Below are 26,649 nucleotides of genomic sequence, written 5' to 3'. Positions count from 1 at the left end.
TATCGTCCTTATAACGATATATGGTAATTTTTTCTAAAATTACTCAAAACAATTTATAATAAAAAAAGAATATATAATGAATTTTATCGATACCCATGTGCACCTGTATTCCGAAGAATTTGAACAGGACCGTCCTGAAATGATCCAACGTGCGCTAGACGCCGGGGTAGACCACCTATACATGCCAAATATTGATAGTAGTTCCATTGAAGGTATGATGAGCCTCGTGGATCAATTCCCGGGACATTGTTTCCCCATGATGGGCTTACACCCAGTATATGTTAAAGAAAACGTTGCAGATGAACTGCAAATTGTGCGGGAATGGCTGGATAAAGGGAAATTTTATGCCATCGGGGAAATCGGACTGGATTTCTATTGGGATAAAACACATACGGAGCAACAATACCTTGCTTTTGAAACGCAAGTACAATGGGCAGTAGAACGCAAGCTACCCATCGCGATACATAGCCGTGAATCTACGAGGGAATGTATCGATGTAGTCAAGAAAATTCATGACGGTAACCTTGGCGGGGTGTTCCATTGTTTCTCCGGCAGCCTGGAAGAAGCGAAAGAAATTATCGATTTGGGCTTTTACCTGGGGATCGGTGGCGTGGTGACCTTTAAGAAGGCCGGGTTGGACAAAATAGTCGAAGCCATCGACCTGCAACATATCGTTTTAGAGACCGATGCGCCTTACCTTGCCCCGAGCCCATACCGTGGGAAAAGGAACGAGAGCGCCTACATCCCGATCATCGCTCAAAAGATCGCAGATATAAAAAATCTAAAAATTGAGGAAGTAGCCTCTATTACATCCATCAATGCGGCCAAATTATTCAAAACGCTTTAATTAATCCAGTGTTACATTTGCAGTGCATTTTTAATAGCACTGAATGACAAAGATTCTCATCATTTATACCGGTGGTACCGTGGGGATGATTTACGACGAAAAAACCAAGGCCTTGCGCCCGATCGGTTTTAACGAGATCCGTAATAATCTGCCGGAATTATACCGCATGGGAATAGACTTTTACGTCTACGCGTTTAATCCCCCGATAGACTCTTCCGACATGCAGCCGGAAATCTGGTCGGAGCTGGCCAGTATTATCGAAGACCGCTACGATCGTTACGATGGATTCGTGATTCTACACGGCTCCGATACGATGGCATTTACGGCTTCCGCATTGAGTTTCATGCTGGAGAACTTAAATAAGCCCGTGATTTTAACAGGTTCGCAATTGCCTATCGGCAAAATCAGGACAGATGCCAAGGAAAATATCATTACCGCGATGGAAATAGCTTCGATGAAACATTCCAACGGTACGGTAATGGTGCCGGAAGTATGTATCTATTTTGATTTCATGTTGTTCCGCGGCAACAGGGCCAAAAAATATAATGCCGAGAAGTTCGAAGCCTTTTATTCAATGAATTACCCGGCATTAGCGGAAGCCGGCATCGATATTAAACATAAGCACAATTATGTACTACCCGCCCCTACGGAGCCGTTGAAGGTTAACAAGGAGATGGATCCCAACATCAGCGTGTTGAAGATTTTCCCGGGCATTACGAGGAAGGTGGTAGAATCTATCCTGAACGTTCCCGGCCTGAAAGGCGTTATCATGGAAACCTTCGGCAGCGGTAACGCTTCCACCCAAGAATGGTTCCTGGAAACACTGTCAAACGCGATCAAGAAAGGGATCGTTATCGTGGACATTACTCAATGTGACGGTGGTTCCGTGGAATTGGGTAAGTATGAAACCAGTTCCAACTTGAAGCAAATCGGCGTCGTGAGCGGTCATGATATGACTTTCGAAGCGGCTACTACGAAATTGATGTATTTATTGGGTCAGAACTTGTCGCTAGCAGAAGTAAAACGCTTTATAGAAGTGCCTTTACGTGGAGAATTGACTATCGAATCCGAAGATTAATATTGACAAAAAGCCCGGAGAGCAAAAATTTCCTCGGGCTTTTTTGTATATTTCATTTAAACAGTTATCTTTGCATCCCGCAAAAACACTGGAGAAGTGCAGGAGTGGTTGAACTGGCACGCCTGGAAAGTGTGTAAACTCGAAAGGGTTTCAAGGGTTCGAATCCCTTCTTCTCCGCTGAGAGGGTCTTCATCAAGAAGACCCTCTTTTTTTTCGTAAATCAGCAATCCCTTTTCTTTCATTTCCAGATGGTTATGTGAAAATAAACCGAGCATGGTAGGTGTTCGATAAATGCCGTTTTCATAGTACAGATTGCTGTCGAACACCCTGTTCACAAATTCCCTCTTTTGCAGGGTATCGGACACCGTATACACATGGCGCATATCCGTCAATAGGTTTAGGTTGTCTTCCAAGATGCTGAACGCCTTGCTTTGGTCATTGCTCAACCGTTCTATTGCTCCTTTTAGGTTCAGTATCTCGTTGCTGTATATCGAATACCAACGGCCATAGGTATCCTTGTTGATTTCGTTCTTTATCCATTTCTCTTCGACAGAAAACAGTTTTTCCTCGACTTCCTGCAATTGGCTTTTCTTTTCGATGACCTTTTTACGGTTCGACCTGCGTAGGCATTGACGGAAAGAAAATCCCCGATGATTACGACCACCCACGCTCAATGGCTATCTGTCGGGATTTGGAGCAGAAATATAACTTGCACAAAGCCACTGAGCAGGAGCAGAAACAAGCCGATAAGATTTTCAAAAAGGTGGAACAGCAGAAAGGCGATATTAAAAGTCAAATAGCTTCGGTAGTCCGTCACTTGCCAAAATATTACAGCTTTCCAACTATGGGAAGCTATAATGCTTTGCTGTCGCTATTCAACATTACAGCGGAAGAAGTCAAAGGCGAACGGGACGGTCAGACCGTAAACGGATTGGTGTATGTAGCATTGGACGAGAAAGGAAACAAGGCAAGCAATCCGTTCAAAGCATCGCTATTTGGAAAAGATGCAGGCGTAGCACAATTACAAAAACACTTTGAGCAGTCCAAAGAGAAATTGAAAACCAATCCTGCAAGGTCAGTTTTAAAGAATACCGTTGAATTGGCTATACATACCACGAACAGCGAAACAGAATTTAAAAAGCAACTTATTGAACAGGGCATTAATACGGTTGTCCGAAGGAACGATAACGGACGGATTTACGGTATAACCTTTATCGACCATGAAAGCCGTAGTGTTTGGAACGGTTCAGCACTGGATAGAAACCTCTCGGCAAATGTTTTCAATGATTGGTGGAATAACGGAAACAAACCTGAATTGAAGATACAGGACAATCCTGTTTCCAAAACAAATACAATGGACGATTTGCCTACGAAAGACCTTTTTGAGTTTATTCCACAGGAGCATTCGACTAATTTTAATATTGGTGGGCTGTTCAGCCTGTTACCCGATGCACAAGGCAACGACTACGAAGAAGAACAGTTCGCCAAACGAATGAAGAAAAAAAAGAAGAAAGGTAGGAGGTTGTGAAAAAATCTTGTTGATTAGAACAGGCGTTTATATCGTTAAGGTTGGACGGTCTTTTGTCGCTAAATCGTATAGAGGAATTGAGGTAAAACAGCATAGCAGATACCTATTTAGGTATTTTCATTTCTATATATCAAAGGCGACACACCCATATTTTTACGAAAAGTATAAATAAACCTTGACGGAGTTTCATAACCTAAAGAATAGCCAATTTCTGAAACTGACCAGTCCGTGATTTTCAACAATATTTTTGCTTCCTGTAATATCCTGTCCGTAATAATTTCCGAAGTGGTTCTATTGCGGATATGCTTAACGGCTTTATTTAAGTGATTAATGGATACGGAAAGCTGTTCGGCAAAATCTTTGGGTTTTCTAAGTTTGACATAATCGGAAGTTGAGTGCAAGGGAAATTGCAGAGCCAGCAATTCCTCGAAAAGTAACGTTATCCTGCTATCAGCACCATTTCTTTTGGTTACTTTGGGTTGGACACCATTCATTTTTATGGCTTTATGGATAAGCTCATATACAAGATTGCGAATAGCATCAAACCTGTATTCATAATCAGAAGAAAGTTCCTCTTTCATATTGTCCAACAGGACTTCAAATTTCTGATACTCATCGTCCGATAAACTATATACATTATCCCGATGATTTTGAAAAACGGGATAATCCCTAATATTCCCGAAATTGCTGAAAAACTCGTCATTAAAAATGCAGAAGTATTCCTTTATTGGTTCTTCTGTTTCTTCGAGAAGAAAAGGTATCATAGGGTTGATAAATACCAGAGCGTACTTTTCAATTTCGATAGTCCTATCCGCATAATGACACTTACAATTTCCCTTTACCAATTTTATCTTATAGAGACCTTTTCGTGTAAAGGAAAGCAAGGAAATCGCTTCGTTCCTTTTCTTCAAAGTATCAATTTTCATTACATCAAAATGCGCTGTTCCCCATTGGAGATAGACAGGAATATCAAGGTTTTTCTTTTTATAAAATTCCGTTATATCATTCTGATTTTCCATAGGACAAATTTACTAAACCTACCAACAGGAAACTAATTATTGATTGATTTTCGATATAGTTGGTTTGATTACGGACATTGCCCCAAGATTGCCCTTTCTAATTTTGTTCAATTCAAAATTTTAAAATAAATATTATGGGTTTAACAGATTACAGGACATTGGGCAAATCGGGATTGCGTATCAGTCCGTTAACATTGGGAACAATGACTTTTGGCGAAGATTGGGGTTTTGGGGCAAACCCTACTGATGCACACGCAATATTGAATGAATATATCGGGAATGGCGGAAATGTGATTGATACGGCAAATATTTACACCAAAGGGCATTCGGAAAAAATCATTGGGGATTTTTTGGCTAATAAATCCGTCCGTAGAGATGCTTTGGTTATTTCTACGAAGTTTTGGGGCAATCTGTACCCCTATGACGCTAACGGTGGCGGTACGGGCAGAAAAAGTATTATCCAGTCTTTGGAACATTCTTTAAAAAGATTGCAGACCGATTACATAGACCTCTATTGGTTGCACGCTTACGACCCCCATACACCCATAGAAGAAACCCTCTCGACCTTGCAAGATTTGGTAAGTGCGGGAAAAATACGGTACATCGCTGTTTCCGATACTCCTGCATGGAAAATCACAGAAGCCCAAATGCTTGCGAAATTCAGAGGTTGGTCGGCATTTATTGGTTTACAATTAGAGTATTCCCTTTTGGAAAGGTCGGTAGAGAACGAATTAATACCAATGGCTTTGGATATGGGATTAGGTGTTATGCCTTGGTCGCCATTAAAAGAGGGCATATTAAGCGGAAAGTACACAAGAGAAAATAAAGGTCAGCAATTAAGTGGCAGGAACGAAAGCAGGATAAGTCCGGAGCTTTCCGAAAATACCTATCGGATAATTGAACAATTGACAGCTATTGCAAAAGACCGAAACGCTCCGGTATCGACTGTTGCCATTGCTTGGGTAATGCACCAAAAGGGAGTTACCTCGACTTTACTCGGAGCAAGGACATTAGAACAGCTAAAGCAGAATATTAAGGCTTCGGAATTAAAATTATCCACTGAAGAATTAAAAGCCTTAAACAAGCTGTCTGTTCCCGAACTGCCATTTCCACATAGTCTACTGAAAGGTACAGCAGACCTTTTGCAAGCAGGAACGACCATAAACGGTATAAAATCAAACGTAGCCGAAATACTTCCGCAAAATGACGATGAACGCTATGAATAAACAGCCAGAAAAGTACGTTTCCAACAAACGAAATATTGCGGTCGGTATCGTATTCTTTTTGTTGGGATTAAGTTTTACAACTTGGACTTCCAGAATAGCCGATATTCAGCAAAAACTAAACTTAACGGACGGACAGTTAGGCAGTGTTTTATTTGCTATGCCTGTTGGCTTATGGGTATCATTAGCCGTTTCGGGTTGGTTTGTCAAAAAATATTCGAGTAAATCCATTGCAGTTTGGGGGGTGATTTTATACCATATCACGTTGGTAGCAATAGGTATGTGCAGTACCACGATACAGCTTGTTATCAGTCTTTTTCTGTCGGGATTATTTTATAGTGCCGTAAATGTGTCTATGAATACACAGGGAACGATTGCGGAACAAAATGTGAACAAAACTTTATTGCCTTTTTTTCACGGTATTTGGAGCGTGGCGGGTTTTATAGGAGCTTTTATCGGAACGCTGTTAATCAAAAACGGGATACCGTTTATAACACAATTCACTATTATTGCTTCTTTGGGAATATCCACTATTCTTTTATTCAAAAAATATCTTTTTTACAGACCCGAATTGGAGAAAGTAGGGAAAACCTTTGCTATACCCGAAAAATCACTCATTATACTTGGAGTGATTGCATTCTTTGCAATGATTTGCGAAAGCACGATGTATGTTTGGAGTGTGGTTTATTTTCAAAAAGAGGTACATAATGCAAATAACAATATTGGAATTGGCTATTCGGTTTTTATGGCGATGATGACCATAGGCAGGTTTGCGAATAATTTTCTATTGGGTAAATATGGCATTAGAAACCTTATTATTATAAATGCCTGCCTTATCTTTTCGGGAACATTGGTTGCGATTATTTATCCAAGTCTTATAGGAGGTTCGATTGGCTTTGGCTTGGTTGGATTGGGCATTTCCTCAATGGTTCCGCTCGTAGCAGGGGTGGCAAGCAAAACGGAAAGAATGGCTCCCGCTTCGGGAATTGCATCCGTTCTAACTATTGGATTTATTGGTTTCCTAATTGGACCACCTTTAATTGGCTTTCTATCCCAACAATTCAATCTAAAGATTGCATTTGTGCTTTTAGCGGTTTCATCAACATTTATAGGTGCTCTATCTCGGTTTTTAAAGCCTTGAAATAGTATTTTAGAAAAAGAAGCATATTAAACTAACTGAAATGACATCTTCATTAAATCATATTATTTCGGAGATACAGCGAAAAGAAAATGCCATTTCGCTGCCTGCACCTAATGCAATTGATGAAGAATATCAAACGACAATGTACCTGAAAGAGTATTTATGGTCAATAAGAGAAGATATTACAAAACAGGGATTTAAAAACCATTGGGAAGAAATCAATTTCTTTCGCAATATTAAACCGTACATCCTCTCCAAACTCATTTACCACAATAAAATATTTCGCATACAGACAGCTTGTCCAGTTGACGGAGGGAAAATGTATGCGAGTTATTTTTCAGAACAATTGCAGGGATTAAAACAGGAATACAGGGAGCATATCTACAATTCAGATTTTTACAGATATTATCGCTCGGGAAGAACCGACCGTGATGAAACCTACTTTAGGTTAGGCAACATTAATTCCCACGACGGTCTGAACAGCTTTGTTTTTGAAATTGACCCGCCATTTTCAACTTATTATGATAACAAAGTTGCTCGGATAATAGCCAACGATTTACTCTACACCTACATACTCCAAAAAATCAACGATGATGAAATGGCAGGCTCTCTTTCTGCAAGGGATATTTCATCTAACGGTATCCTTTGGACGGATACCAAAAATGCTCTGATAGAACTGATTTATGCGCTGTATGCAAATGGCTCTCTTTCCTACGGTAAAGTAGGCATACGAAAAGTCAGTCTGGTTTTTGAAAAACTGTTTCAGATTACCTTAGGAGATTTGCATAATGCTTTCCACCGAATGAAATATCGTGCCAATTCCCGAACCGCATTTTTAGACCAGCTGAAATCTTCTTTGGAAGAATATATGGACAAGGACTTATAGAGGTATCAAAAACAAACAAAAAGGGAAGCAAAGGTAACAGATAACGATAACTGCGCACGCATAAGGGAGTGTAAAATAAACTGTGTCAACATTTAATTTATAATCGCAATTTCAGTCGATCCCCAAATATAATTGACAGCTGAGACACAGTCAGACTCCAGTTTTGAAGGGGCTGTGTCCATTTCTTCTGGATGTTCTGGGCAGCCAGGTAAATTAATTTCAGCAAGGCCATATCGGAGGTAAAGGCTCCTTTGGTTTTGGTCACTTTACGCACCTGGCGATGGAACCCCTCGATAGTATTAGTGGTGTAGATCAACCTGCGGATGGCCTCAGAATATTGGAAATACGTAGTGAGCTTATCCCAGTTCCGGCGCCAGGAGTCTATAACAACTGGATATTTCTTTCCCCATTTTTCGTCCAGTTGATCCAGCTGCGACTCTGCTTCTTCCTTGCTCACCGCCTGATAAACCGGTTTTAAATCGGCCATAAATGGCTTCTGGTCCTTACTGGCTATGTACCTGATAGAATTGCGGATTTGATGTACGACACAGGTTTGTACCGCTGTAGAGGGGAATATCGTGGCAATAGCCTCGGAAAATCCCTTCAAATTATCGATACAGGCAATAAGTATATCAGATACCCCCCGTTGCTGAAGATTGGCCAGGACACTCAGCCAGAAGTTAGCTCCCTCGCTCTCCGAGACATACATGCCTAATAGCTCTTTGCGTCCATCGGTATTTATACCAAGGATATTATAAACACAACGGTTAACTACTTTGCCTTCTTCTTTGACTTTATAAAACATGGCGTCCAGCCAGACAATGCAATACAGTGGCTCCAAAGGACGGGCCTGCCATTCTTTGACCAGAGGGATAACTTTATCGGTTATGGAAGATAATGTCGCAGCTGAAATCTCTGTATCGTACATATCTTTGATATGAGCTGAGATGTCCCGTAAGCTCATGCCATGCCCATACATACCGATGATTTTACTCTCCAGGCTCTCTGCCAGAATGGTCTCCCGCTTTTTGATGATCTGTGGTTCAAAGCTGCTTGCCCGGTCACGGGGTGTCTCCAGATCGATAGTACCATCTGCTGTTTTAAGCCGTTTTCGGTTTTTGCCATTCTTCCGGTTCCCATTTGCCCGTTGCTCATCATCTAAATGAACCTCCATCTCGCCCTCCAGTGCAGCTTCGAGAATATCTTTCAGAAGAGGTGCGAAAGCCCCATCTTTGCCAAACAGGGACTTACCAGAGCGGAGTTGCTCTAAGGTCTTCCGTTTGAGTTCTTCGTAGTCAAATTTTCCTTTTTGTTCCATAAAAAAAACTGTGTTAAAGATCTTGTTTTTTTAGTCTTTGACACAGTTTATTTTACAGTCTCACGCATAATGGCTTCGCCACCCTTCGGGACTTATAGTGCTTCGTTATCTTACATCCGTTAGCAGAATGGCTTTCTTTTTTTTCTGTTTTTTTTCTTTTGGAGTGAATGTTTCATGTTCTTCTCAACAGTATGACGTAAATATATAACTTTGATAAAAAAGGAGTTTTATGCCGAACTTATATTTAAGATTGAAGAAACTTATAATTTTAGTCCATATAATCACGAAAACATTCATTAATCACTATTTTAGTGTAATTATATAAAAATTCCATAATTAGTTCAGCTTCTTCCTGAAGGACATCTATTCCTACTTCTTTTAGAAGTTTCATTGCTTCTTCAATAGGGATTTTCTCTATTTCCATGTTGCTAAAAGTTAAATTTTCCCTTTTGTTCAAATTACGTCTCTTCATAATCAATGTATTTATTTTTCAACTTATGATTTAGGCATATTAATATGCGTGATTACGATAGTTTTCATTTAGGAATATATCCTAATTTAAGTTCTAAAAAAGGTGGTTTTTGAGAGAAAAAAATTATTTTTCTCTCTAGCGGATTGGTCTATAAAAAATCAATATCTTTACAAAATATGCAAATTGTATGAGTAAAAAAGCAATTAACAGATTAAAAGTAGTGCTTGCGGAGAAGAATGTAAGTAGTAAATGGTTAGCTGAGCAAATGGGCAAAAATGAAGCTACAATTTCAAGATGGTGTACGAATGAGGTACAACCTCCTGTTAAGACGTTTGTTAAGATTGCTGAAAAGCTAAATGTAAAACTAACATCTCTATTTAATGACTAACAATACTATAAAAGTACCATTCAAGGTTTCTGCAAGAACTGCAAAGCTAATTGGGTTAGAGAACTTTTCAACTGAAGAGGGTGCGGTCATTGAGTTGGTTAAAAACACTTATGACGCTGACGCAAATAACTGTATTTTAATTTTTGATTTAAAAATCAAAAAAGAAACAATCGTAAATGAAGATGGTACTGAAGTTGAAATAGAAAAGTTTGAAAAAGAAAATAGCAGTATTTATATCATTGACAATGGAATTGGAATGAATGATAGAATTATTCAAAACCAGTGGATGACAATAGGTACTGATAACAAATTATATGAACATACCACAGAAGCAGGAAGAGTTAAAACTGGTGCTAAAGGTATTGGACGTTTTGCGTTAAACCGATTAGGTATGCTTACAGATATGACTTCTCTGCCTACACTATTAGAAGTTATAGATACAGACAATCCTATTGAGGAAAGTACAGAAGAAGTTTTTAATATCAAGCTAATACAAAATAGCGATAATGTAGGTTTCGAGTGGACTGTTGATTGGAAAGATTTTGATAAAAAAGGGGCTACTGTTTCAGATATTGAAGCAGTTCTATCAGGTAAAGAGAATTTAAATCTTAAGCAAGACCTATTAGATAGGTTTTCTTCATATCCCAAAATCAAAAAAGTGTTAGATGGTGTTGATTTTAAATCGGGAACTGTAATTGAAATTACCGAACTCAATGATGATTGGAATGAGGATAAATTAAGGAAGTTATTCGGTAACCTTGAAATGTTACTTCCTCCTGAGGAACAGAATGATTTTGGAATAGATTTCTTTTTACTTAGTGATTTAGACGAATTTGGAACCGTAAAAAGGGCTTATTATGATGACTACGATTATAAGTTAAAGGCGACATACAATCAACATGACGACAAAACTATAAAAGTAGAAATTTCACGAAATGAACTGGATATTGATGCTTTAGAAAATAGATATGCAGAAGTTTTTGAGTTTGATATGATGAAAAATTCGCCATATACACTTGAAGATTTTAAGAAGGAGAAGATTGAATTAAATATACCGATTGAAAAATTAACGACTGAAAAAGTAGATAAATATTTATTAAATAGAGTAGGAAAATTTGGTTTTACTTTTTATTTCTTAAAAAATACTATTTCGGATGATAAGGAAGATGGAGACCTAAAAAAATATCCATATAAAAAGATTGATAGCGCGAATAGAAAATCTTGGTTAAAAAAGTTCGGCGGGATTAAGATATTTAGAGATGATTTTCGCATCAGACCCTATGGAGAAAACGGAGATGATTGGTTGAGATTAGGAGAAAGACAGGCGCAAAGTCCAGGTGGTGCTGGTCAAAGACTTGGAGGATATAAAATTAGACCCAATCAAATAGCGGGAACGATTAAAATATCAAGGTTACATAACGAAAGTTTTCAGGACAAGTCAGGTCGTGAAGGGATTATTGAAAATGACGAGTTTGAACTTTTTAAAAATATTTTACTTGAAATCATCGGTCTTTTTGAGAAGGATAGAAATGTCGTAATGTATAACCTTTCTCAACTTCATTCTATGAGGAACGAGGAAGCAGAGAAACTGAGAAGAGGTAAAGAAGAAGCAGAAAGAATTAGGAAGCAGAAAGAAGAAAGAGAAGAAAACAAAGACAGTGCCGAACCTCATAGTGATAATAAGTCTTCGGAAGAGAATAAAGAATATTCCGAAACTGAAGAGAACATGGCAGATGCTATATTGATTTTAGAGAAGGATAACGAGAAGAAAGACGAAGAACTAAGATTGTTGAGAAGCCTTGCAAGTGTCGGACTTATCATTTCTTCTTTTGCACACGAAGTCAGAAGTTTGAGAGCAAGATTAATTCCACGTACAAAATATTTAGTGGATGAGCTGAAAAATCATTTAAATGAAGAGGAGTTAGCAAAAAATCTTGATAAAGATGATAATCCTTTCTATATGATTGATTTAATGCGTGATGAAGACGTCAAACTGAAACATTGGTTGGACTATTCGCTGAGTACATTAAAAATAGACAAACGAGAAAGGAAAAATCTGGACTTCTCTCAATATTTTGAAAATTTCAAAGCTAATTGGAGTAAAGCCTTAGAGCAAAGAAATATCAGTCTTGAATTAAATAAAATAGATGACAATGAACATATCGTTAGAGCCTTTGAAGTAAATATGGATTCCATATTCAACAACCTGTTATCTAATTCAATTAATGCCCACTATGGATATAACAAGGAGCAGAAGAAAATAGAAATCAGTTGGCAGAAAAAAGCGAATGATATTGAGATTGTATTTTCTGATAACGGAAAAGGATTGGATAAAAAGTATAAAGATAATCCGGAAGAAATTTTTAATCTAAATGAATCCTCGAAAACAGATAACAAAGGAAATCAAATTGGAACAGGATTAGGTCTTTATATTGTAAAGTCAATAATAGAAGAATATAATAATTCGTCAATTTCAATTATCAAAATTGATGACGGATTAACATTTAAAATAACTTTCAAAACAAGGAAATGAAATACAAGATTGCATATATAGACGAGGATAAAGGTTGGATAAATACCTTTTACCATACTTTTAAGAATGATTTTGATGTAACGCGAATTGAAGTTAATTCAGAATCCTCTATTGAGTCTATTCTTGCTAAGTTGCAGGAAAGTAACCTTGATGCAATTGTTACCGATTATTTATTGGAAGAAAATGCAGAAGTGCCGTTCAATGGGAATAAAATAGTCGAGGAAATAAAAAGAATAAGACCACACTTTCCAATTGTAATGCTTACTTCATATCCAACACAGGCAATAGGACATACAGATGATGTGCATATCATTTACAGTAAAGATATTTTGACTGTAGAAAATGATAAAGACCAAGAAGAACTTGACATTTTCAAAACAAAAATACAGTCTAATATTTCAAATTATTATAGAAAAATTGAGGATACGAACGCAAGGATTGAGCAACTTATAGAAAAGAGAAATAACCAAGGATTGGATATTCCAGAGGAAGAGGAACTAACGAAATTGTATATTTTGTTTGACGAACTTAATCCTGAAGGTAAAGACTTACCCGCAAACTTGGTCCACAGAGATTCTATATCAAAACTCAATGAGTTTGTGAACGAAACAAAAGAAATTTTGGAGGAACTTAAAAGGCTAAATAAGAAGAAGTAATATGATTCCATTTAGAAAAGAAACTCCAATAAGAAGGGATATAAAAACTGTAGTTAGTAAATATTCTGACCACAGAGAAGAACTGAAGAAAGATTACAAGTGCCGTTGTGGATATTGTAATGACATTGATGTATGGCGAACTGTTTGGTTTGAAATTGACCACTTTGTGCCACAAAAATATCTGAAGACAATTAAAGATACAGATTATTCCAATCTTGTATATGCTTGCAGGTCTTGTAATAATTCTAAAAGAGCTCATTGGCCGACAGCAGACGAACTAATTCATCATAAAGATGATGAAGGTTTTATTGACCCTTGTGATAACGAATATGATAAGCAGTTTTTGAGATGTATTAATGGGAGAATTATCCATCAAACACAATTGGGTAAATGGATGTATTATAAGTTGAAGCTTCATAAGCCACAACACGAAATAATATGGCAAATAGAAGAACTCGACAACCTAATCGAAGAATGTGAGAACGTTTTAAAAACAATAGATAATGATCTTCTAAAAGATAAGGTATTGGGGTTATATAGAGAGTATAGAAATTATACAAAACAATTAGGAAGTATTTAGAATGAAAAACGCAACAAAATATTTAAGTCAAAAGTGTCCTGCAAAACCTTGGTTTGTGGACAGGCTTATTATTTCAGCATTTCTATACATAAATAAAATAGAGGTAATCAATAATAAACTATTATTAAACTATTGTATTCGTGAAAGCGATTCGGATTTCGAAGACTTAATAGGATTTATAGAAGTAATAAATGGAATAAGAGATAAGTTTGTTATTGAGGATTTAATTGAACTATTTGAATTTGTTATTTCTCCTTCGGACAGAATAGTAAATGGTGCAATATATACCCCTGCAGAAATAAGGAGTTATATTGTGGCTCAGGCATTTCGTAGCAAAGCGAATACACTTCAAACTGTTAAAATTGCTGATATTGCGTGTGGCTGTTCAGGCTTCTTGTACACAGCTTCCCAAGAATTACGAAGAAGAACGGGCAATAGCTACCAACATATATTTCAAAATCAAATTTTCGGATTAGATATACAAGAATACTCGGTTACACGCAGTAAACTCTTGTTAAGCCTATTAGCGCTATCAGAAGGAGAAGATACAGAAGAGTTTCATTTTAATATACATAAGGGAGATGCTTTGCTGTTTAGATGGGAAGATTATTATGAGAATTTTGGAGGTTTTCAAATTATAGTTGGAAATCCCCCCTATGTGTGTGCGAGAAACTTAGAAGATACAGTAAAAGAGAATTTAAGACATTGGTCTGTATGCACCTCTGGAAATCCCGACCTTTACATTCCTTTCTTTCAGATTGGGTATGAAAATCTTTCAGAGAATGGTATTCTTGGTTTTATAACTATGAATACTTTTTTCAAAAGCCTAAATGGACGAGCGTTAAGGAACTATTTTGAAGAAAATAGAGCTACAATAAGAATTATTGATTTTGGAACACTTCAGATTTTCAAATCTAAAAGTACTTATACCTGTATTTGTTTTTTGGAGAGAACAGAACAGAATTATATCGAATATTATAAATCGGCTGACAAGGAATTGCCTACGAATAGAAATCAATATAGTAGAATCAATTATCAAAATCTTGATGCAAGAAAAGGTTGGAATCTTAATGACAATAAAATCATTTCCAAAATTGAAGCAACAGGAACTCCTTTTGGAGAAAAATATAGAACAAGACATGGGATTGCGACTCTAAGGAATGACCTTTATATTTTCAAGCCAGTAAAGGAAGATGATGAGTTTTATTATCTCCAAAATGGGAGTTTGTACCCGATAGAAAAGGGTATTTGTAAAGATATATTAAACTCAAATAAATTGAGTAGAGATATTGATTTTGAAGAGGTAAAAGAAAAGGTTTTGTTTCCATATAATGATGAAACAAAGCCTAAGGCTCTTGAGGAAGAAGTTTTGAAAGAAAAATTTCCTTATGCTTATAAGTATCTAAAGAAGAAAAAAGAAGAATTGGCTAAACGAGATAAAGGCAATGGTAAATATGAAAAATGGTTTGCTTTTGGAAGAACCCAATCTTTGGAAAAGGTTGCTAATAAATTGTTTTTTCCAAAATTTTCAGATAAAATCCCAAGCTACTTAATCAGTAACGATGATGATTTGTTGTTTTACAATGGTCAAGCAATTATAGGACATACGGATGATGAGATGCTGTTAATAAAAAAGATTATGGAATCTCGATTATTTTGGTATTATATCAAAACAACAAGTAAGCCCTATTCCTCAGATTATTATTCTTTAAATGGTACATATATTAAAAATTTTGGCATTCCTGACTTTTCCGAAGAGGATATTGATTTTATCCTCAACGAAGCTAATCAAAATATTATAGATGCCTTCTTGGAGGATTACTATAAAGTACAATTAAGTGAAGAATTGATTACATAATCGAATTTACTTTTTAAAAAAATCTTTATTTAAGACTGTCAAAAAACATCAAAAGTGGTATCAGGTGTTCGACTGTAATCCCTGTCAGCCCGCATTGAAAGATTCAGATAGCCTTAAAAGCCCTGTAAGTACGAGTATTTACAGGGCTTTTTCAATTATGGAAATTTCAAAATTTTCATAATTGCTTGTTTTTACCGTGGCAGAATCGTGGCAACGCTCCCTGCGAAAAAAATTGCCACGATTACAGTCGTATATTACTGAAAACAAACCTGCTACAATAACTTACCTCTTGATTTTGAAAGTCCGTAACCCGACATTTGTTTAACTACTAATCGTCGTGATTAAGACAAATTACAATTATGCACTCCTTTTTTCCTAAAGAATGGAAAAAAGGATGAGAGAACGGTTTATTATAGGATCACCGTTGATGGCATTCCAAGAGAGTTTTCAACAAAGAAAAAGTGGTCCATAAAATGTTGGAGCCAAAAGAATGGAACTGTGACGGACAATAGGCAGGATGCAAAATCACTCCGAGCGTACCTTGATTTTATTGCACAGAAGGTATTGTTATGTTGGATCAAATTAAACTCCGAAGGCGTGGAAATCACTTCTAAAAAATTAATCGAAAGCATTACCGGGAGATCCAAAGAAAAGAAAATGATCATGGAATTCTACATCTGTTAAAAGGGTCAATATAATCCCTAATTGCGGACGAGACCTTAGGCTATATTGGATTGATATGAGATTTGTTGAACTTAAAAGGTAGATGTATTGACAAGCAGCAGCCTATTGCAGGAAATATATTAATGTTGTCATGATGAATGCCTTTACAGAATTAATTCCAATTAGTCGTTTTCCGGATATTACCGGATAGGTATGGAGATTATTCAGTTTAGGGAGATTGGGTAAATAGCGTCGACACAATTGAAGCAGCAATAAAATAGCGAAAAGTTGAAACATACGATCAATAGACGCCCTCCCATTATGATGTGATACCGAGTGATACCGAACAATACAAAATAAGGACTATGTTAAAAATGGTAAAAATTCTCAGACTTTTATGCTCTTAAATTTATTTGTATTTTGAGAATATTCCACATAAAGGTAATAGTATGTTACTCGAATTTTCAGTTGGCAATTATCTTTCATTCAAAGCAATAACAACCCTTAGCCTGGCAGCAACCTCGATTAAGGAGCATGTTAACACAAATATTACCTCCACTGATCGGTTGGATTTGCTAAAGGGCACCATGATTTACGGTGCAAATGCCAGCGGCAAAAGCAATTTCATCAAGGCTATGTCAACCATGAGACGCCTGGCTTTACGGTCATTTGAACAATCATCTACGGATGAAGTGGATATTGTTCCGTTCTTACTCAATACTGATGCGGAAAAATCACCCTCTTTTTTTGAGACTGTTTTTTATTATTAATAACGTGTTGCGCCATTAAAAGGTGAGTTAAATAACAATTAAAAATATGTATATAGATTGAAATAAAAAATATTGCACAATCGTATTGGCAAATAACCACATATATTTAAACGATCCTTGCACAACATTAGAACGAATTTCAGGAAATTCTATAGCATATGAACCTAACAAATGTTGTAACGAAATGACAAGAAAAATAAAAATCCCCAACGAACCGTGTGGGTATTGCAGGAAGAGTTAATAAAATTGAACATCTCATGAACTACGAAAAAGCCTTATCTTTTTATAAAAATGACAAGACTCTTCAGCTGCTACGGGCAGAGCATTTTCCACTGCTAGTTGCTTTCTTTCATTTGGCATTCAAGCAGCAAGACAAGATTTCGTATATGCAAAGTGAATTGCAAAGTCTATTAGGAGATTACATTTATGGATTGCAACGTCAGGGTATCGATGACTATACTAATGGTTTCCCAACTATAACAGTAAATGAAAAGTATGCTGAATATTGTAGGTAAATTTTATTAAATAAAATTTCTAGATGTGGATCAATCTAAAATATTTGCACTGCTCAAGGCATATGCCGAATACTTCCCGGTAGGGTTACCTGGGTACAGGAATCAATTCCCGGGTTACGCGGAGGCAATGGCTATTATTGAAAGGAAAGTTAACGGCCTGGTATCCGGTGAAAGGAATGCCTGGACGGAATGGATCGAATCTATGAAACAGATGTACGGGGAATCAGTCATGGATTTTTCCCACATCCAGTACCCTAGCCTGAAGATGCTTTTTAAATTGGATGGACAGGAACTGGATGGGCTGAAAGTAGAAAGAAATTTCGTAGTGTTGCTTTCTTTATTGGTTCCGTATTACACGTTACATTACCAGGATACCGTGATAAAATCAGGGAATCGCTCTTCCAGGATTGCTTCCTTTTTCTATTTGGAATGCAATAACGGAACTGAAAAACATAGGGATATTGTGGATACCTGTAAAAAATCCCTAGAAAATTTATTCCCGAACTACTCTTGCATCGATCATTACACGTTATGCAGGGTAAAAATAGAAGGCGCTTTCCCCCTGGTGGGCGATATAGGCGATTTTTCTGGACAATATTCGTTATATGAACTATTCATGGATGGTTTGGATACATTGGAACATGTACAGGTAATGAAATGATTAACTTCCGTTTGTCTAACATTTCAGCAGTTGTATTCTTCTTTTCAGACATTACGAAAAAACTTTGGATCGTGGCGATATTCGGTCACTGTGCCGAGTTTATGTTGGACTCCTTGTGTGCACGGGTACATGCTTTAACAAGCTGAATAATGCGTATATTTAGATGTAACTTAAGTTACATTTTAAAGTTCACGTAAAATTGAAAGACCAGGAAATACATAAACAGCGATTTATAAACTTTGCTGAAACCGAATGCAAAGGTAATTCGACCCTTTATTATAAACTTAGCCTGCAAATAGCGAAAGATCCGGAACTGTTGGATATAGCGGCGGCGGCCAGGCAGGGTCAACCAATTCCAAACATCTTTTTTGCTGCCGTCCATTACCTGTTGTTAAAAACCGGGGGCGCGGAATTAGCTAAATACTACCCTTCCATTACACAGAATGATATTGATGAGATACCGTTTGATCTTTTCAAAGAGTTTTGCCTGGATAAAGCAAATGAAATTAGGAAACTGGTCTCTTCCAGGATTGTCCAGACCAATGTGATCAGCCGCTGTTCGTATTTAATGCCCATCTTTTCCGAAATAATTGCCAGTGAAGGAAGACCAACAACCATCATTGATATTGGAACAAGTGCCGGGTTGACGCTCAACTTTGATAAATACGAGTATTGGTATAACGGTATAAAAGTTTTCGGTGATAGTAATGTGCATATTAAAAGCAGTACCATAGGTTCACCCGTTCCGAAGATTTACCCCATTACGCAACCCATCCGAAAAATCGGATTGGATCAGCATCTCGTTAACCCATCGGACAAGGATGAAACCTTGTGGCTGAAGGCCTTGGTATGGCCGGATCAACTAGAAAGATTTACTGCGTTAGATCAAGCGCTAAAACTCGATGAGCTGAAAAATATAAACTTCCGCCAGGCAGAATCAGTTATGGATTTTGAAAGGGAAATTCTCAATGTAGATAAGAAGCAGGCTTTGATTGTATATGCCACACATGTACTCTATCAATTTACACATGAACAGATGAATGCATTTTATGCAATGTTGTGTCGCGTTGGTGAAGTACGGGACTTTTATTTTCTGTCGGTAGAAGGGATAAAACTTCTCTTGGAAAGATATCGTTCAAACAAAACTGTAATCGAGTTAACAAAATTCAAGGATAGGCATGAAACTAAAACCATGTTGGCCGAAACAAATGGACACGGAAATTGGACGACTTGGAAAGATGTAGAATAAAAACGAAATTTTTATTTTTTTATCATTGTTGTCCGGCTAAAATTAATATCAATGTACTTGAATTTCTTACTTGGTCAAGGATATAAGCGAAGGATGATCTATTCAGCTCTGCCAAGAGAACCGTGGAACTTCACACTTTTAATAGGGAACGGAAGCTTGGCGGTACAGTAGTACAAAAGCTCGATCGAGCGATCAAATTGGCGGCCGTGATGGCCAATTTGTGCCTTTTTTGGGCAAGCAAAAAAGTACAAGAAACGAGCAGATGAACATTGAATCAAAATATTGATGTATCAATAGTCCACACGATTAAAATTTAGTCGGACAATAATGTTTTTATCAATCTAATATTATAAGCTTTTCTCCTTGACAACTAAAAAATAAAGGAGCCGCTTCTTGATGAAACAGCTCCCCTATTAATTATAAACCAAACAGCCTAGTCACTCCATCGGAGCAACCAACCAACTAAGCTCAAACCTTCCGATTCAATAATTCCAATATTCCTTCGTTCCTGATAATCATCATTCCCTGCCGGTCTTCGGTAATACCCTGCTTCAATTTATACGTGTACCGGGGATAATTTCCCTCCATGATGGTTGGCATATAGGCAAAGCGGATATTATCATACTCTTTCAACGGCTCGCCCACTTCTATGATATGCGTGGAAACGATAAACAGGCACTCCGTATAAGCCGCAAACCCTTCCACTACGCTCAAGGTACCGTCATATGCATCTTTTACATTGGTACCTTTGAATAATTCATCAAACATCAATAACAATCTTTTGCCACTTGCTGTTGCCAATGCTGCCTGTTTTACACGCACTACTTCTGCATAAAAATGACTATACCCCAAACCGATATTATCAGCTACGTTAATAGATGAATATAAACCCTCCCTCACCGAAAACTCCATTTTGGATGCTGCCACCGGGAAACCCATATGGGCAAGGTAAAACCCGATCCCGATAGATTTCATCAAGGTCGATTTTCCGGCCATATTAGCGCCCGTTAGAAACAACATGTTGGAATCCTTTTGCATCCTGATGTCATTACCTACCGCACGATCCAAGCATGGATGACGTAAGTTTTCGGCAGATAGCACGTTGGCCTCGCCCGGCAGCGCCACAGCATAACCTAAGCCTTTCGCCGCGGCAACGCTACTGACGGATATGTAAACGTCTATTTCATAAATAAAAGCCAATACGGCCTCCATTTTCTTCCGTAGCCTGTTCCGTAACTGGTGATCGAAATGCGACAAGGTTTTAATCGGGATGGATTGGTAAATATCGATGTCAGACAATCTTTCTACCTGTTCGTCCTTAAGTATTTCCCGGATAAGTTCAACGTTGGGAGCATAAGCCCCCGGTATATTATGAAGTTGCTTTACTAGGACAGTACATTTATTCAAGGTAAGAATCGTAGCATGCATGCGCTGGATAATTTCCTTGTAACGTTCATCCCTCGTAAGCATGGCCAAGTATTTTTTCGCCAGCATACCGGCGAATGTCAACGCGGGATTGCTGTTGCCGCTGGTATCGAAATACTCATGCATCAAGGTTACCTGTTGCGCATCGAAGGGGAAGCTGAGCGATAATTGTTGGAAATATTGTATGATTTTGCTACGATCGTTGATCTCCCCGTGGTTATTAAGCGGGTTACGGAACATCCGGTCGAGCAACTGTTCTCCCCCGCGCGTCTTGGTGCGGTTAAACAAGTGATATACGGATCCCTGCCGGAATTTACCCAGTAGGTTCAACTCATCAAGCGTTTGTTTGTCTATATTAAAACTCATATGTTGATCCGGTTTGTCATTTTATCAAATGGTTCTGCTTTCTTCCCCTTTTTCAGTATCTCCAGGATTCCTTCATTGCGTATGATGACCATGCCGTGCCTGTCGTCTGTAATGCCTTGTTCGAGCTTGTAAGTGTATGTAGGCTGATGGCCGCTCATCCTAGTAGGTAAATACAAGAAAGAAACATTTGCAAGCTGCTGTAACGATTCGCCTGCCTCCACGATGTGGGAGGATATAAAAAATATACTGTTCTTATTCGTGGCAAACCCGTTAATGACTGCTACGGTGGCTTCTTGAGCATCCTTTACATTCGTACCGCGAAACAATTCATCAAACAAGATGAAAAAAGATTTCCCGCTGCTTAATGCTGTAGCCATCTTCTTCACCCTTAGCACTTCCGCATAAAAATGACTCGCCCCGATACCCAGGTTATCCGGCAGGTTGATGGTTGTGAAAACACCGTCCATTACGGAAAACTCCATTGAATCAGCCGCTACCGGGAAACCCAGGTGCGCCACGTACAAGGCCGTGCTAATGGCGCGGAGAAATGTGGATTTGCCCGCCATGTTGGCGCCGGTCAAAAAGATGACATTCGAAGAGGAATCGATCGAAATATTATTTTTTACCGGATGCTCCAAGCCGGGATAGTAGACTCCTTCTAGCTTCAGCAGGCACAACCCTTTCTCTTGCGCACGGGGGAATACAAATCCTCTCTCAATAGCTGTCCGGGCAACGGAGATGTACACATCTAATAAGTAGATGCTTGCCAAAAGCTTCAGTATCTTATTACTTTCGCTATTCCTGAACAACGTGTCGTAAGCCGTGATGGCCGCATAAGGAAGATGGCCTTTCCGCTGTTCCCTGAGCACCGGTTCAAAAGCCGGATCCGAGAGGAAATTGAGTATGGCATTATACTCATCGGCATATGCCTCTATTTTCCAGAGATCACCATTATCTACAAATTGCTTCATGGCCCTGGTAAGCTCAATGATGCCTGATACACCGCTCTGAATTTCCTTTTCCCCAAGAGAAAACGGGCTATTGCCTGTACTGCGGACATCCGTAGCTGTTAGCAAGTATTTCTCCACAACATCCAGCAATGAGCTAGTAAACGGGAAAGAAATATTTAACCGGGCAAAATTTTCTATAATGCTGCTGCGCCGGTTAATTGCTTCTTTATCCGACAACGGGTTACAGAACATTTTCTCTAGCAACGATTCTCCTCCCCGGGTGTGCGCCCGGTTATAGATTTCATAAACGCTCCTGCCGTCTTGTTTACCCAAAATCCTGAGATCGTTTATGGTTTGTTCATCGGTATGCAATGCATGATCTGTCATAATCTATTTTCTTTTTCTCCTGATGAGCAATACAGTTCCTATCAACAATAAGATTGCCGGTAATACCCACACGAAGATGATCTTGATGGTAGCCGCAACTTTCCCCCCGATCAACAACAGGTTGTCGGTGAATGGGCTTACAGGGGTATAAACTGGATAATCGTTTTCATTCAGCCAGCTAAATGCGGAGATCGAAAAATAGGACTGGTAACTTCTAAGGTTACTTCCAAAATCTGCATCCCCACAAACGATAATACGTTGTTCTTTCCCGTTTATCTGCCGGGTAAGTTGTATAGAGGTCGGGAAGCCGCCTTTTACATCACCTTCAGCCGGGTTAAATACAGGCGGCACAGAATCTACCACCAGTGGCCCCATCTTTAACCAGGTCCTATCCCAGGTTACTGTTAAAGGCGCAATTTTGAAAGCGCTGTCGGAGACATAAGAAATACCTGTAACACCCGGCATCAGTACAGCAGCCGTATCTGCTCCGAAGAATTCTAGCCCCGGGTCGTTCTTTTTCTGTTCCCTCATCCTCCTGACTTTATGCAGTAAATTATCATCTGATAATTCATTACCGGCATCGGTTAAGTAAGGGATGACCATATTCGGCATCTCATTTTTGCTTAACTGCACTATATTGCCGGGCATTAGCGCTACCCCGAGCGATTTTAAAACAGGGTTGAGTACGCCTTGCTTCTTAGGTTCACCCAGTATGAACATGTTTCCTCCCCCGTTGATATAATCTTTAATTTTAGTAGTTACAACGGGACTTAATTCCACTTTCGGATCGGCAAGTACTACCATGGCCGCATCCTTTGGAATGTCATTACTTTCAAGTGAAACAGAATCGATGGTAAAGCCTAGATTGATCAACGAATTCCTATTGCCTTTTTCTGCCGTATTTCCCCCGTATTCCCTTTCACCGGATTTAAAGGCGGATCTTTCCAGGTTCCCGGTTATGAATACTACTTTCGGCGCCTCTTTCCGTACCAAGTATTTTAACGCCGCGGCAACGTTCATATCATTGGGCCAAAACTCCGTATCAGGGAAGGTGCGTAGAAATACCTTGCGCCCCTTGTATTCGAGTTGCATGACACACTTCAGGTTTTCAGGTCTCAAATTCAGTTCCTTTTTCATTTCTTCCGGTGTCATAAAATCGGATAACGGAATTTCGTATAGATCTGCTAATTTTTCAGCGATCTGTTGAACACTCTTGTTGGGAAACCTGCGGTATAGCTCCGGCCCCATGATCGCTTCCTCGTAATCGTAATAATATTTGTATTTAAATGTAATATTGGGTTTAAAACGAACATACTTTTCCCATAAATAATCGAGATACGCATTCCGGTTTTCAGGGAATGCTCTTGGAGCGCCGGGATCCATAAGGTTCACGTATAAGGTTACTTCCAGCGGCTCTTCTTTACCTAAATCTTTAATGATTTTTTGCACTCTCGGATGTATCGTATTAGCGCCAGTAGACGTGGTGTCCCAATAGCCAGTAAAACGCGGGCGTGAGCTTGCATAACCAATGGCCAAACCGATAGCAGCCACCGTTATATAGGCCGCCGCATTCTTATACCATGGTCTTGATGACCTTCCCGACTCCAACTTGATCAATGTAAAACTCACGAACATGAATATGACTACTAAGAAGTAAATCACATCTTTCGTGGTCAGTAATCCCACTAGCATCTTATCTGTACGTCCCAACATGGAAAGGAACCAGGTGAGGTCGCGAATAAAATCATATTTCTGCCATAGCCCGTTGATATAGGTAAGTATCAAAATAATTGTAAAGGTGCTGATAACAGATACGATCTGGTAATTGGAGAGGCTACTCATAAAGAGACCTATAGCAGAGTAGGCGCAGATCAGCAGGAAAAACCCGAGCGCGGCAGATGCCAGTATCCCGTATTCGATCGAGTTGGTAACCAAGGCCGCAACTATCATGAAAACAACCATAATACCCAGCAGCATCAAATTATATAATACAACTGCCAAGTACTTACCAAAAACGATTTGCCTTACAGTTACAGGGGAAGAATACAATAGTTTAACCGTACCATTGTTAATTTCCCTGCTGATGAGCCCCATGGTCAGTAACGGAACAAACAGGTATAAATTCCTCAATATGTGCGTAAATAAAGCGCCGGGATCGGTGAAAAATATGCGTGTGAATGAGTTTAAATCACCCCAATTCCTAAAGTTGGGATCGTTCTCAATGCGTATATCCTGAAAATGTGCAATAGGATACAGTAAGCCGGTGAAGACTATCGAGCATTGCACTAAAAATACGATCATTAAAAACCAGGCGACCGGGGAATAGAAAAGGTTACGAAATTCATTCCTTGCTATCTTGAAGATGATATTCATTTATAATGGTTTGGATTTTTGAAAAAGTATTTAGGTGCGTTATTCTTTAGGAGTTGGTAGCAGAAAGAAGTTTGAATGTATCATCCAGTAATCTTTTTTCAACTCTAAGCTCCCTGAGCCGCCAATTGTTTGCAACACTTGAGGCCACCAATCTTTCAGATATTTCAAGGTCGCCGTCAAATTCAATTGCCAGCTCTTTGCTATTCAAAGACGTGACCCCGGTAACGCCGGGGATCTTCAGTATCTCCTCTTTCATCGGCGGATTTTCCAGCTTCAGGATAACCCGCTGTGGCTGCATGTAGTTATCGAACGCATCCATCGTATCAGAAAAAATGATCTTCCCGGATTCTATCATGATGATATCTTTACAAAGCAGGTTGATCTCCGAAAGGATATGCGAGGATAAAAGCACGGCATGGTCTTGCGCTATTTCCTTGATCAGTTTCCTTGCTTCCAACAATTGATTAGGATCGAGGCCATTGGTAGGTTCATCCAGTACCACGAGTTTGGGTTTATGGATAATGGCTTGGGCAATACCCACGCGCTGGCGGTATCCACCGGAAAGATTTTTTATCAACCGGCTACTGAAATGCGATATCCCGCAACGTTCTTTTACTTCTTCCACGGCCTGCTTAATGCTACCCTTATTCATAAATCGCAACTCGGCGCAGTAAGAAAGGTATTCATCGATCGTTAAATCGCTGTAAAGCGGTGGTGTTTGCGGTAGGAAGCCGATATATTTTTTCGCGGTTTCTGGCTCCTGGTTCAAGTTTACCCCGTTTATATACACGCTGCCTTCCAGTTGATGGAGAACCCCGCATATAATGTTCATCATGGTAGATTTTCCGGCTCCATTTGAACCGAGCAATCCCGTGATACCGGTTTGTCCTATCTCTATATTGATATCCCGTATAGCCCAGGTATTAGAGTATTTATGAGACAATCCTTCGGTTTTTAATATACTAGTCATTTCTGCTCTTTTAGATTAGTTTGATCAATAGTTTTTGACAATAAAAGCTGTAGGCGGTGTAGTTGCAGAGCCCGGCGCTCCCTTAAATACTAAAGTGAAATTTCTATATCTCCACGAATTAGTAGCACCTGTTGAGCCGGGAGCATTAATGGTAGCAGTAGTTAACAGATCTCCACTCGATGCATCGCGAAATTCAAAAACATATTGTTGAACGGAAGCATCCGCCGGGTAAGCATTAAATGCTGTGATCCCTTTAAACGCGAGGCTGCCGACCTCGCTTCCATTAGCCTGCCCCGCTAGGTTGATGCTAATATTTGTCTTTGCATCAGACAGGTTTACAAACCTGATACCCATACTACTATCTGCTATTTGAAAGTGTAAAGGCATGTCCCTTACAAAGAGCGTATCCGGATCGGTAGCTGCTCCTAATACAAAGAGGCTCGCAATTGCCCCGCTCGGCATTGAAAAATTTACTTTCAGCATAGCTTCCTCATTCCATGTATCCAGGGGATCAGTGGATATTATCTCGTGTGCATTCACAATTTGGTAATCGCTTTTAAGAATATATTCCAAGGAATTATCCTTTTGAACAACTTGATAAGCGCCCCCACTGGCATAAATGATCGTATCCTGTTCATTAAAATTGACGATGAATGAACTTGTAGAAGCATTTACAATAGTAAGCGAAACGGCTCCCTCAAGTGCAGGCTCTTTAGTACAAGAACTCAGCAAGGCTATAAACCCCAATAGGGAAAAGCATACAAGTGACCATCTTTCTATCTTTTTCATACGG

22 protein-coding genes, 1 tRNA gene and 2 pseudogenes are annotated in these 26,649 nt (G+C 38.9%); 17 read left to right on the top strand and 8 right to left on the bottom strand.

Annotated elements, in window-relative coordinates:
- Positions 1-76 precede the first annotated feature (76 nt).
- From COR50_RS07415 to COR50_RS07400, 4 genes and pseudogenes are all read left to right on the top strand, one after another.
- Positions 77-847, top strand: coding sequence for a TatD family hydrolase (locus COR50_RS07415; RefSeq protein WP_098193411.1), 771 nt, complete (start codon positions 77-79; stop codon positions 845-847).
- A gap of 43 nt (positions 848-890) precedes the next feature.
- Positions 891-1,925 (top strand): asparaginase, encoded by a 1,035-nt coding sequence (locus COR50_RS07410; protein WP_098193410.1) that lies wholly within the window; start codon positions 891-893, stop codon positions 1,923-1,925.
- A 90-nt stretch (positions 1,926-2,015) separates the two neighbouring features.
- Positions 2,016-2,102: transfer RNA gene (locus tag COR50_RS07405), tRNA-Ser, on the top strand.
- 448 nt (positions 2,103-2,550) lie between these two features.
- Positions 2,551-3,453: pseudogene (locus COR50_RS07400) on the top strand (hypothetical protein); the annotation flags it as partial.
- A gap of 107 nt (positions 3,454-3,560) precedes the next feature.
- On the opposite strand, the gene COR50_RS07395 reads toward COR50_RS07400, so the two are convergent.
- The gene (locus tag COR50_RS07395; protein WP_098193409.1) at positions 3,561-4,472 is read right to left on the bottom strand and encodes a helix-turn-helix domain-containing protein; all 912 of its coding nucleotides are present in this window, start codon (positions 4,470-4,472) and stop codon (positions 3,561-3,563) included.
- A gap of 134 nt (positions 4,473-4,606) precedes the next feature.
- Here COR50_RS07395 and COR50_RS07390 point away from each other — a divergent pair, with 134 nt between their 5' ends.
- The 3 genes from COR50_RS07390 to COR50_RS07380 are packed head-to-tail and all read left to right on the top strand — an operon-like array spanning position 4,607 to position 7,722.
- The gene (locus tag COR50_RS07390; protein ID WP_098193408.1) at positions 4,607-5,698 is read left to right on the top strand and encodes an aldo/keto reductase; all 1,092 of its coding nucleotides are present in this window, start codon (positions 4,607-4,609) and stop codon (positions 5,696-5,698) included.
- Complete coding sequence (locus COR50_RS07385) at positions 5,691-6,836, top strand: MFS transporter (protein WP_157760681.1); 1,146 nt, start codon at positions 5,691-5,693, stop codon at positions 6,834-6,836. Before COR50_RS07390 ends, COR50_RS07385 begins: the two co-directional genes overlap by 8 nt.
- 40 nt (positions 6,837-6,876) lie before the next feature.
- Positions 6,877-7,722: an RteC domain-containing protein gene (locus tag COR50_RS07380; protein WP_098193406.1), complete on the top strand. Its 846-nt coding sequence runs from the start codon at positions 6,877-6,879 to the stop codon at positions 7,720-7,722.
- 97 nt (positions 7,723-7,819) lie between these two features.
- On the opposite strand, the gene COR50_RS07375 is transcribed toward COR50_RS07380, so the two are convergent.
- Positions 7,820-9,040: an IS256 family transposase gene (locus tag COR50_RS07375; RefSeq protein WP_098192124.1), complete on the bottom strand. Its 1,221-nt coding sequence runs from the start codon at positions 9,038-9,040 to the stop codon at positions 7,820-7,822.
- Between the two features lie 268 nt (positions 9,041-9,308).
- A complete protein-coding gene (locus tag COR50_RS07370) occupies positions 9,309-9,512 on the bottom strand; it encodes a hypothetical protein (RefSeq protein WP_098193405.1) in 204 nt (67 codons plus the stop codon).
- A 187-nt stretch (positions 9,513-9,699) separates the two neighbouring features.
- Here COR50_RS07370 and COR50_RS07365 point away from each other — a divergent pair, with 187 nt between their 5' ends.
- The 10 genes and pseudogenes from COR50_RS07365 to COR50_RS07320 all read left to right on the top strand — a co-directional run bounded on the left by COR50_RS07365 (position 9,700) and on the right by COR50_RS07320 (position 19,385).
- Positions 9,700-9,900: a helix-turn-helix transcriptional regulator gene (locus COR50_RS07365; protein WP_098193404.1), complete on the top strand. Its 201-nt coding sequence runs from the start codon at positions 9,700-9,702 to the stop codon at positions 9,898-9,900.
- Entirely contained in the window at positions 9,893-12,433 is a 2,541-nt protein-coding gene (locus COR50_RS07360) for an ATP-binding protein (protein ID WP_098193403.1), read from the top strand. The genes COR50_RS07365 and COR50_RS07360 overlap by 8 nt, the downstream gene beginning before the upstream one ends.
- Positions 12,430-13,089: a DNA-binding transcriptional response regulator gene (locus tag COR50_RS07355; RefSeq protein WP_098193402.1), complete on the top strand. Its 660-nt coding sequence runs from the start codon at positions 12,430-12,432 to the stop codon at positions 13,087-13,089. Before COR50_RS07360 ends, COR50_RS07355 begins: the two co-directional genes overlap by 4 nt.
- Position 13,090: 1 nt before the next feature.
- Positions 13,091-13,669, top strand: a complete 579-nt coding sequence (locus COR50_RS07350; protein WP_098193401.1) for an HNH endonuclease — start codon at positions 13,091-13,093, stop codon at positions 13,667-13,669.
- 1 nt (position 13,670) lies between these two features.
- Positions 13,671-15,527, top strand: coding sequence for an Eco57I restriction-modification methylase domain-containing protein (locus COR50_RS07345; protein ID WP_098193400.1), 1,857 nt, complete (start codon positions 13,671-13,673; stop codon positions 15,525-15,527).
- Between the two features lie 399 nt (positions 15,528-15,926).
- A pseudogene (locus COR50_RS22725) lies at positions 15,927-16,211 on the top strand (Arm DNA-binding domain-containing protein); the annotation flags it as partial.
- Positions 16,212-16,639: 428 nt separating this feature from the next.
- Entirely contained in the window at positions 16,640-16,960 is a 321-nt protein-coding gene (locus COR50_RS07335) for an AAA family ATPase (RefSeq protein WP_098193398.1), read from the top strand.
- 257 nt (positions 16,961-17,217) lie between these two features.
- Positions 17,218-17,475 (top strand): DUF3375 family protein, encoded by a 258-nt coding sequence (locus COR50_RS07330; RefSeq protein ID WP_098193397.1) that lies wholly within the window; start codon positions 17,218-17,220, stop codon positions 17,473-17,475.
- 25 nt (positions 17,476-17,500) lie between these two features.
- Complete coding sequence (locus COR50_RS07325) at positions 17,501-18,136, top strand: hypothetical protein (protein WP_098193396.1); 636 nt, start codon at positions 17,501-17,503, stop codon at positions 18,134-18,136.
- A gap of 199 nt (positions 18,137-18,335) precedes the next feature.
- The gene (locus COR50_RS07320; protein ID WP_098193395.1) at positions 18,336-19,385 is read left to right on the top strand and encodes a DUF2332 domain-containing protein; all 1,050 of its coding nucleotides are present in this window, start codon (positions 18,336-18,338) and stop codon (positions 19,383-19,385) included.
- A gap of 468 nt (positions 19,386-19,853) precedes the next feature.
- On the opposite strand, the gene COR50_RS07315 is transcribed toward COR50_RS07320, so the two are convergent.
- Genes COR50_RS07315 through COR50_RS07295 form a run of 5 tightly spaced genes read right to left on the bottom strand, consistent with a single transcriptional unit; the run spans position 19,854 to position 26,645 of the window.
- Positions 19,854-21,176: a MutS-related protein gene (locus COR50_RS07315; protein ID WP_098193394.1), complete on the bottom strand. Its 1,323-nt coding sequence runs from the start codon at positions 21,174-21,176 to the stop codon at positions 19,854-19,856.
- The gene (locus tag COR50_RS07310; protein ID WP_098193393.1) at positions 21,173-22,513 is read right to left on the bottom strand and encodes a MutS-related protein; all 1,341 of its coding nucleotides are present in this window, start codon (positions 22,511-22,513) and stop codon (positions 21,173-21,175) included. The genes COR50_RS07315 and COR50_RS07310 overlap by 4 nt, the downstream gene beginning before the upstream one ends.
- A 3-nt stretch (positions 22,514-22,516) precedes the next feature.
- On the bottom strand, positions 22,517-24,886 hold the full coding sequence (locus COR50_RS07305) for a Gldg family protein (RefSeq protein ID WP_098193392.1): 2,370 nt from the start codon (positions 24,884-24,886) through the stop codon (positions 22,517-22,519).
- Between the two features lie 46 nt (positions 24,887-24,932).
- Positions 24,933-25,856, bottom strand: a complete 924-nt coding sequence (locus COR50_RS07300; RefSeq protein WP_098193391.1) for an ABC transporter ATP-binding protein — start codon at positions 25,854-25,856, stop codon at positions 24,933-24,935.
- 24 nt (positions 25,857-25,880) lie between these two features.
- Positions 25,881-26,645 (bottom strand): hypothetical protein, encoded by a 765-nt coding sequence (locus COR50_RS07295; RefSeq protein ID WP_098193390.1) that lies wholly within the window; start codon positions 26,643-26,645, stop codon positions 25,881-25,883.
- Positions 26,646-26,649: the final 4 nt, after the last annotated feature.

This window comes from Chitinophaga caeni (genome assembly GCF_002557795.1).
GTDB lineage: Bacteria > Bacteroidota > Bacteroidia > Chitinophagales > Chitinophagaceae > Chitinophaga > Chitinophaga caeni.
This window is presented reverse-complemented; position numbering and strand designations above follow the sequence as displayed.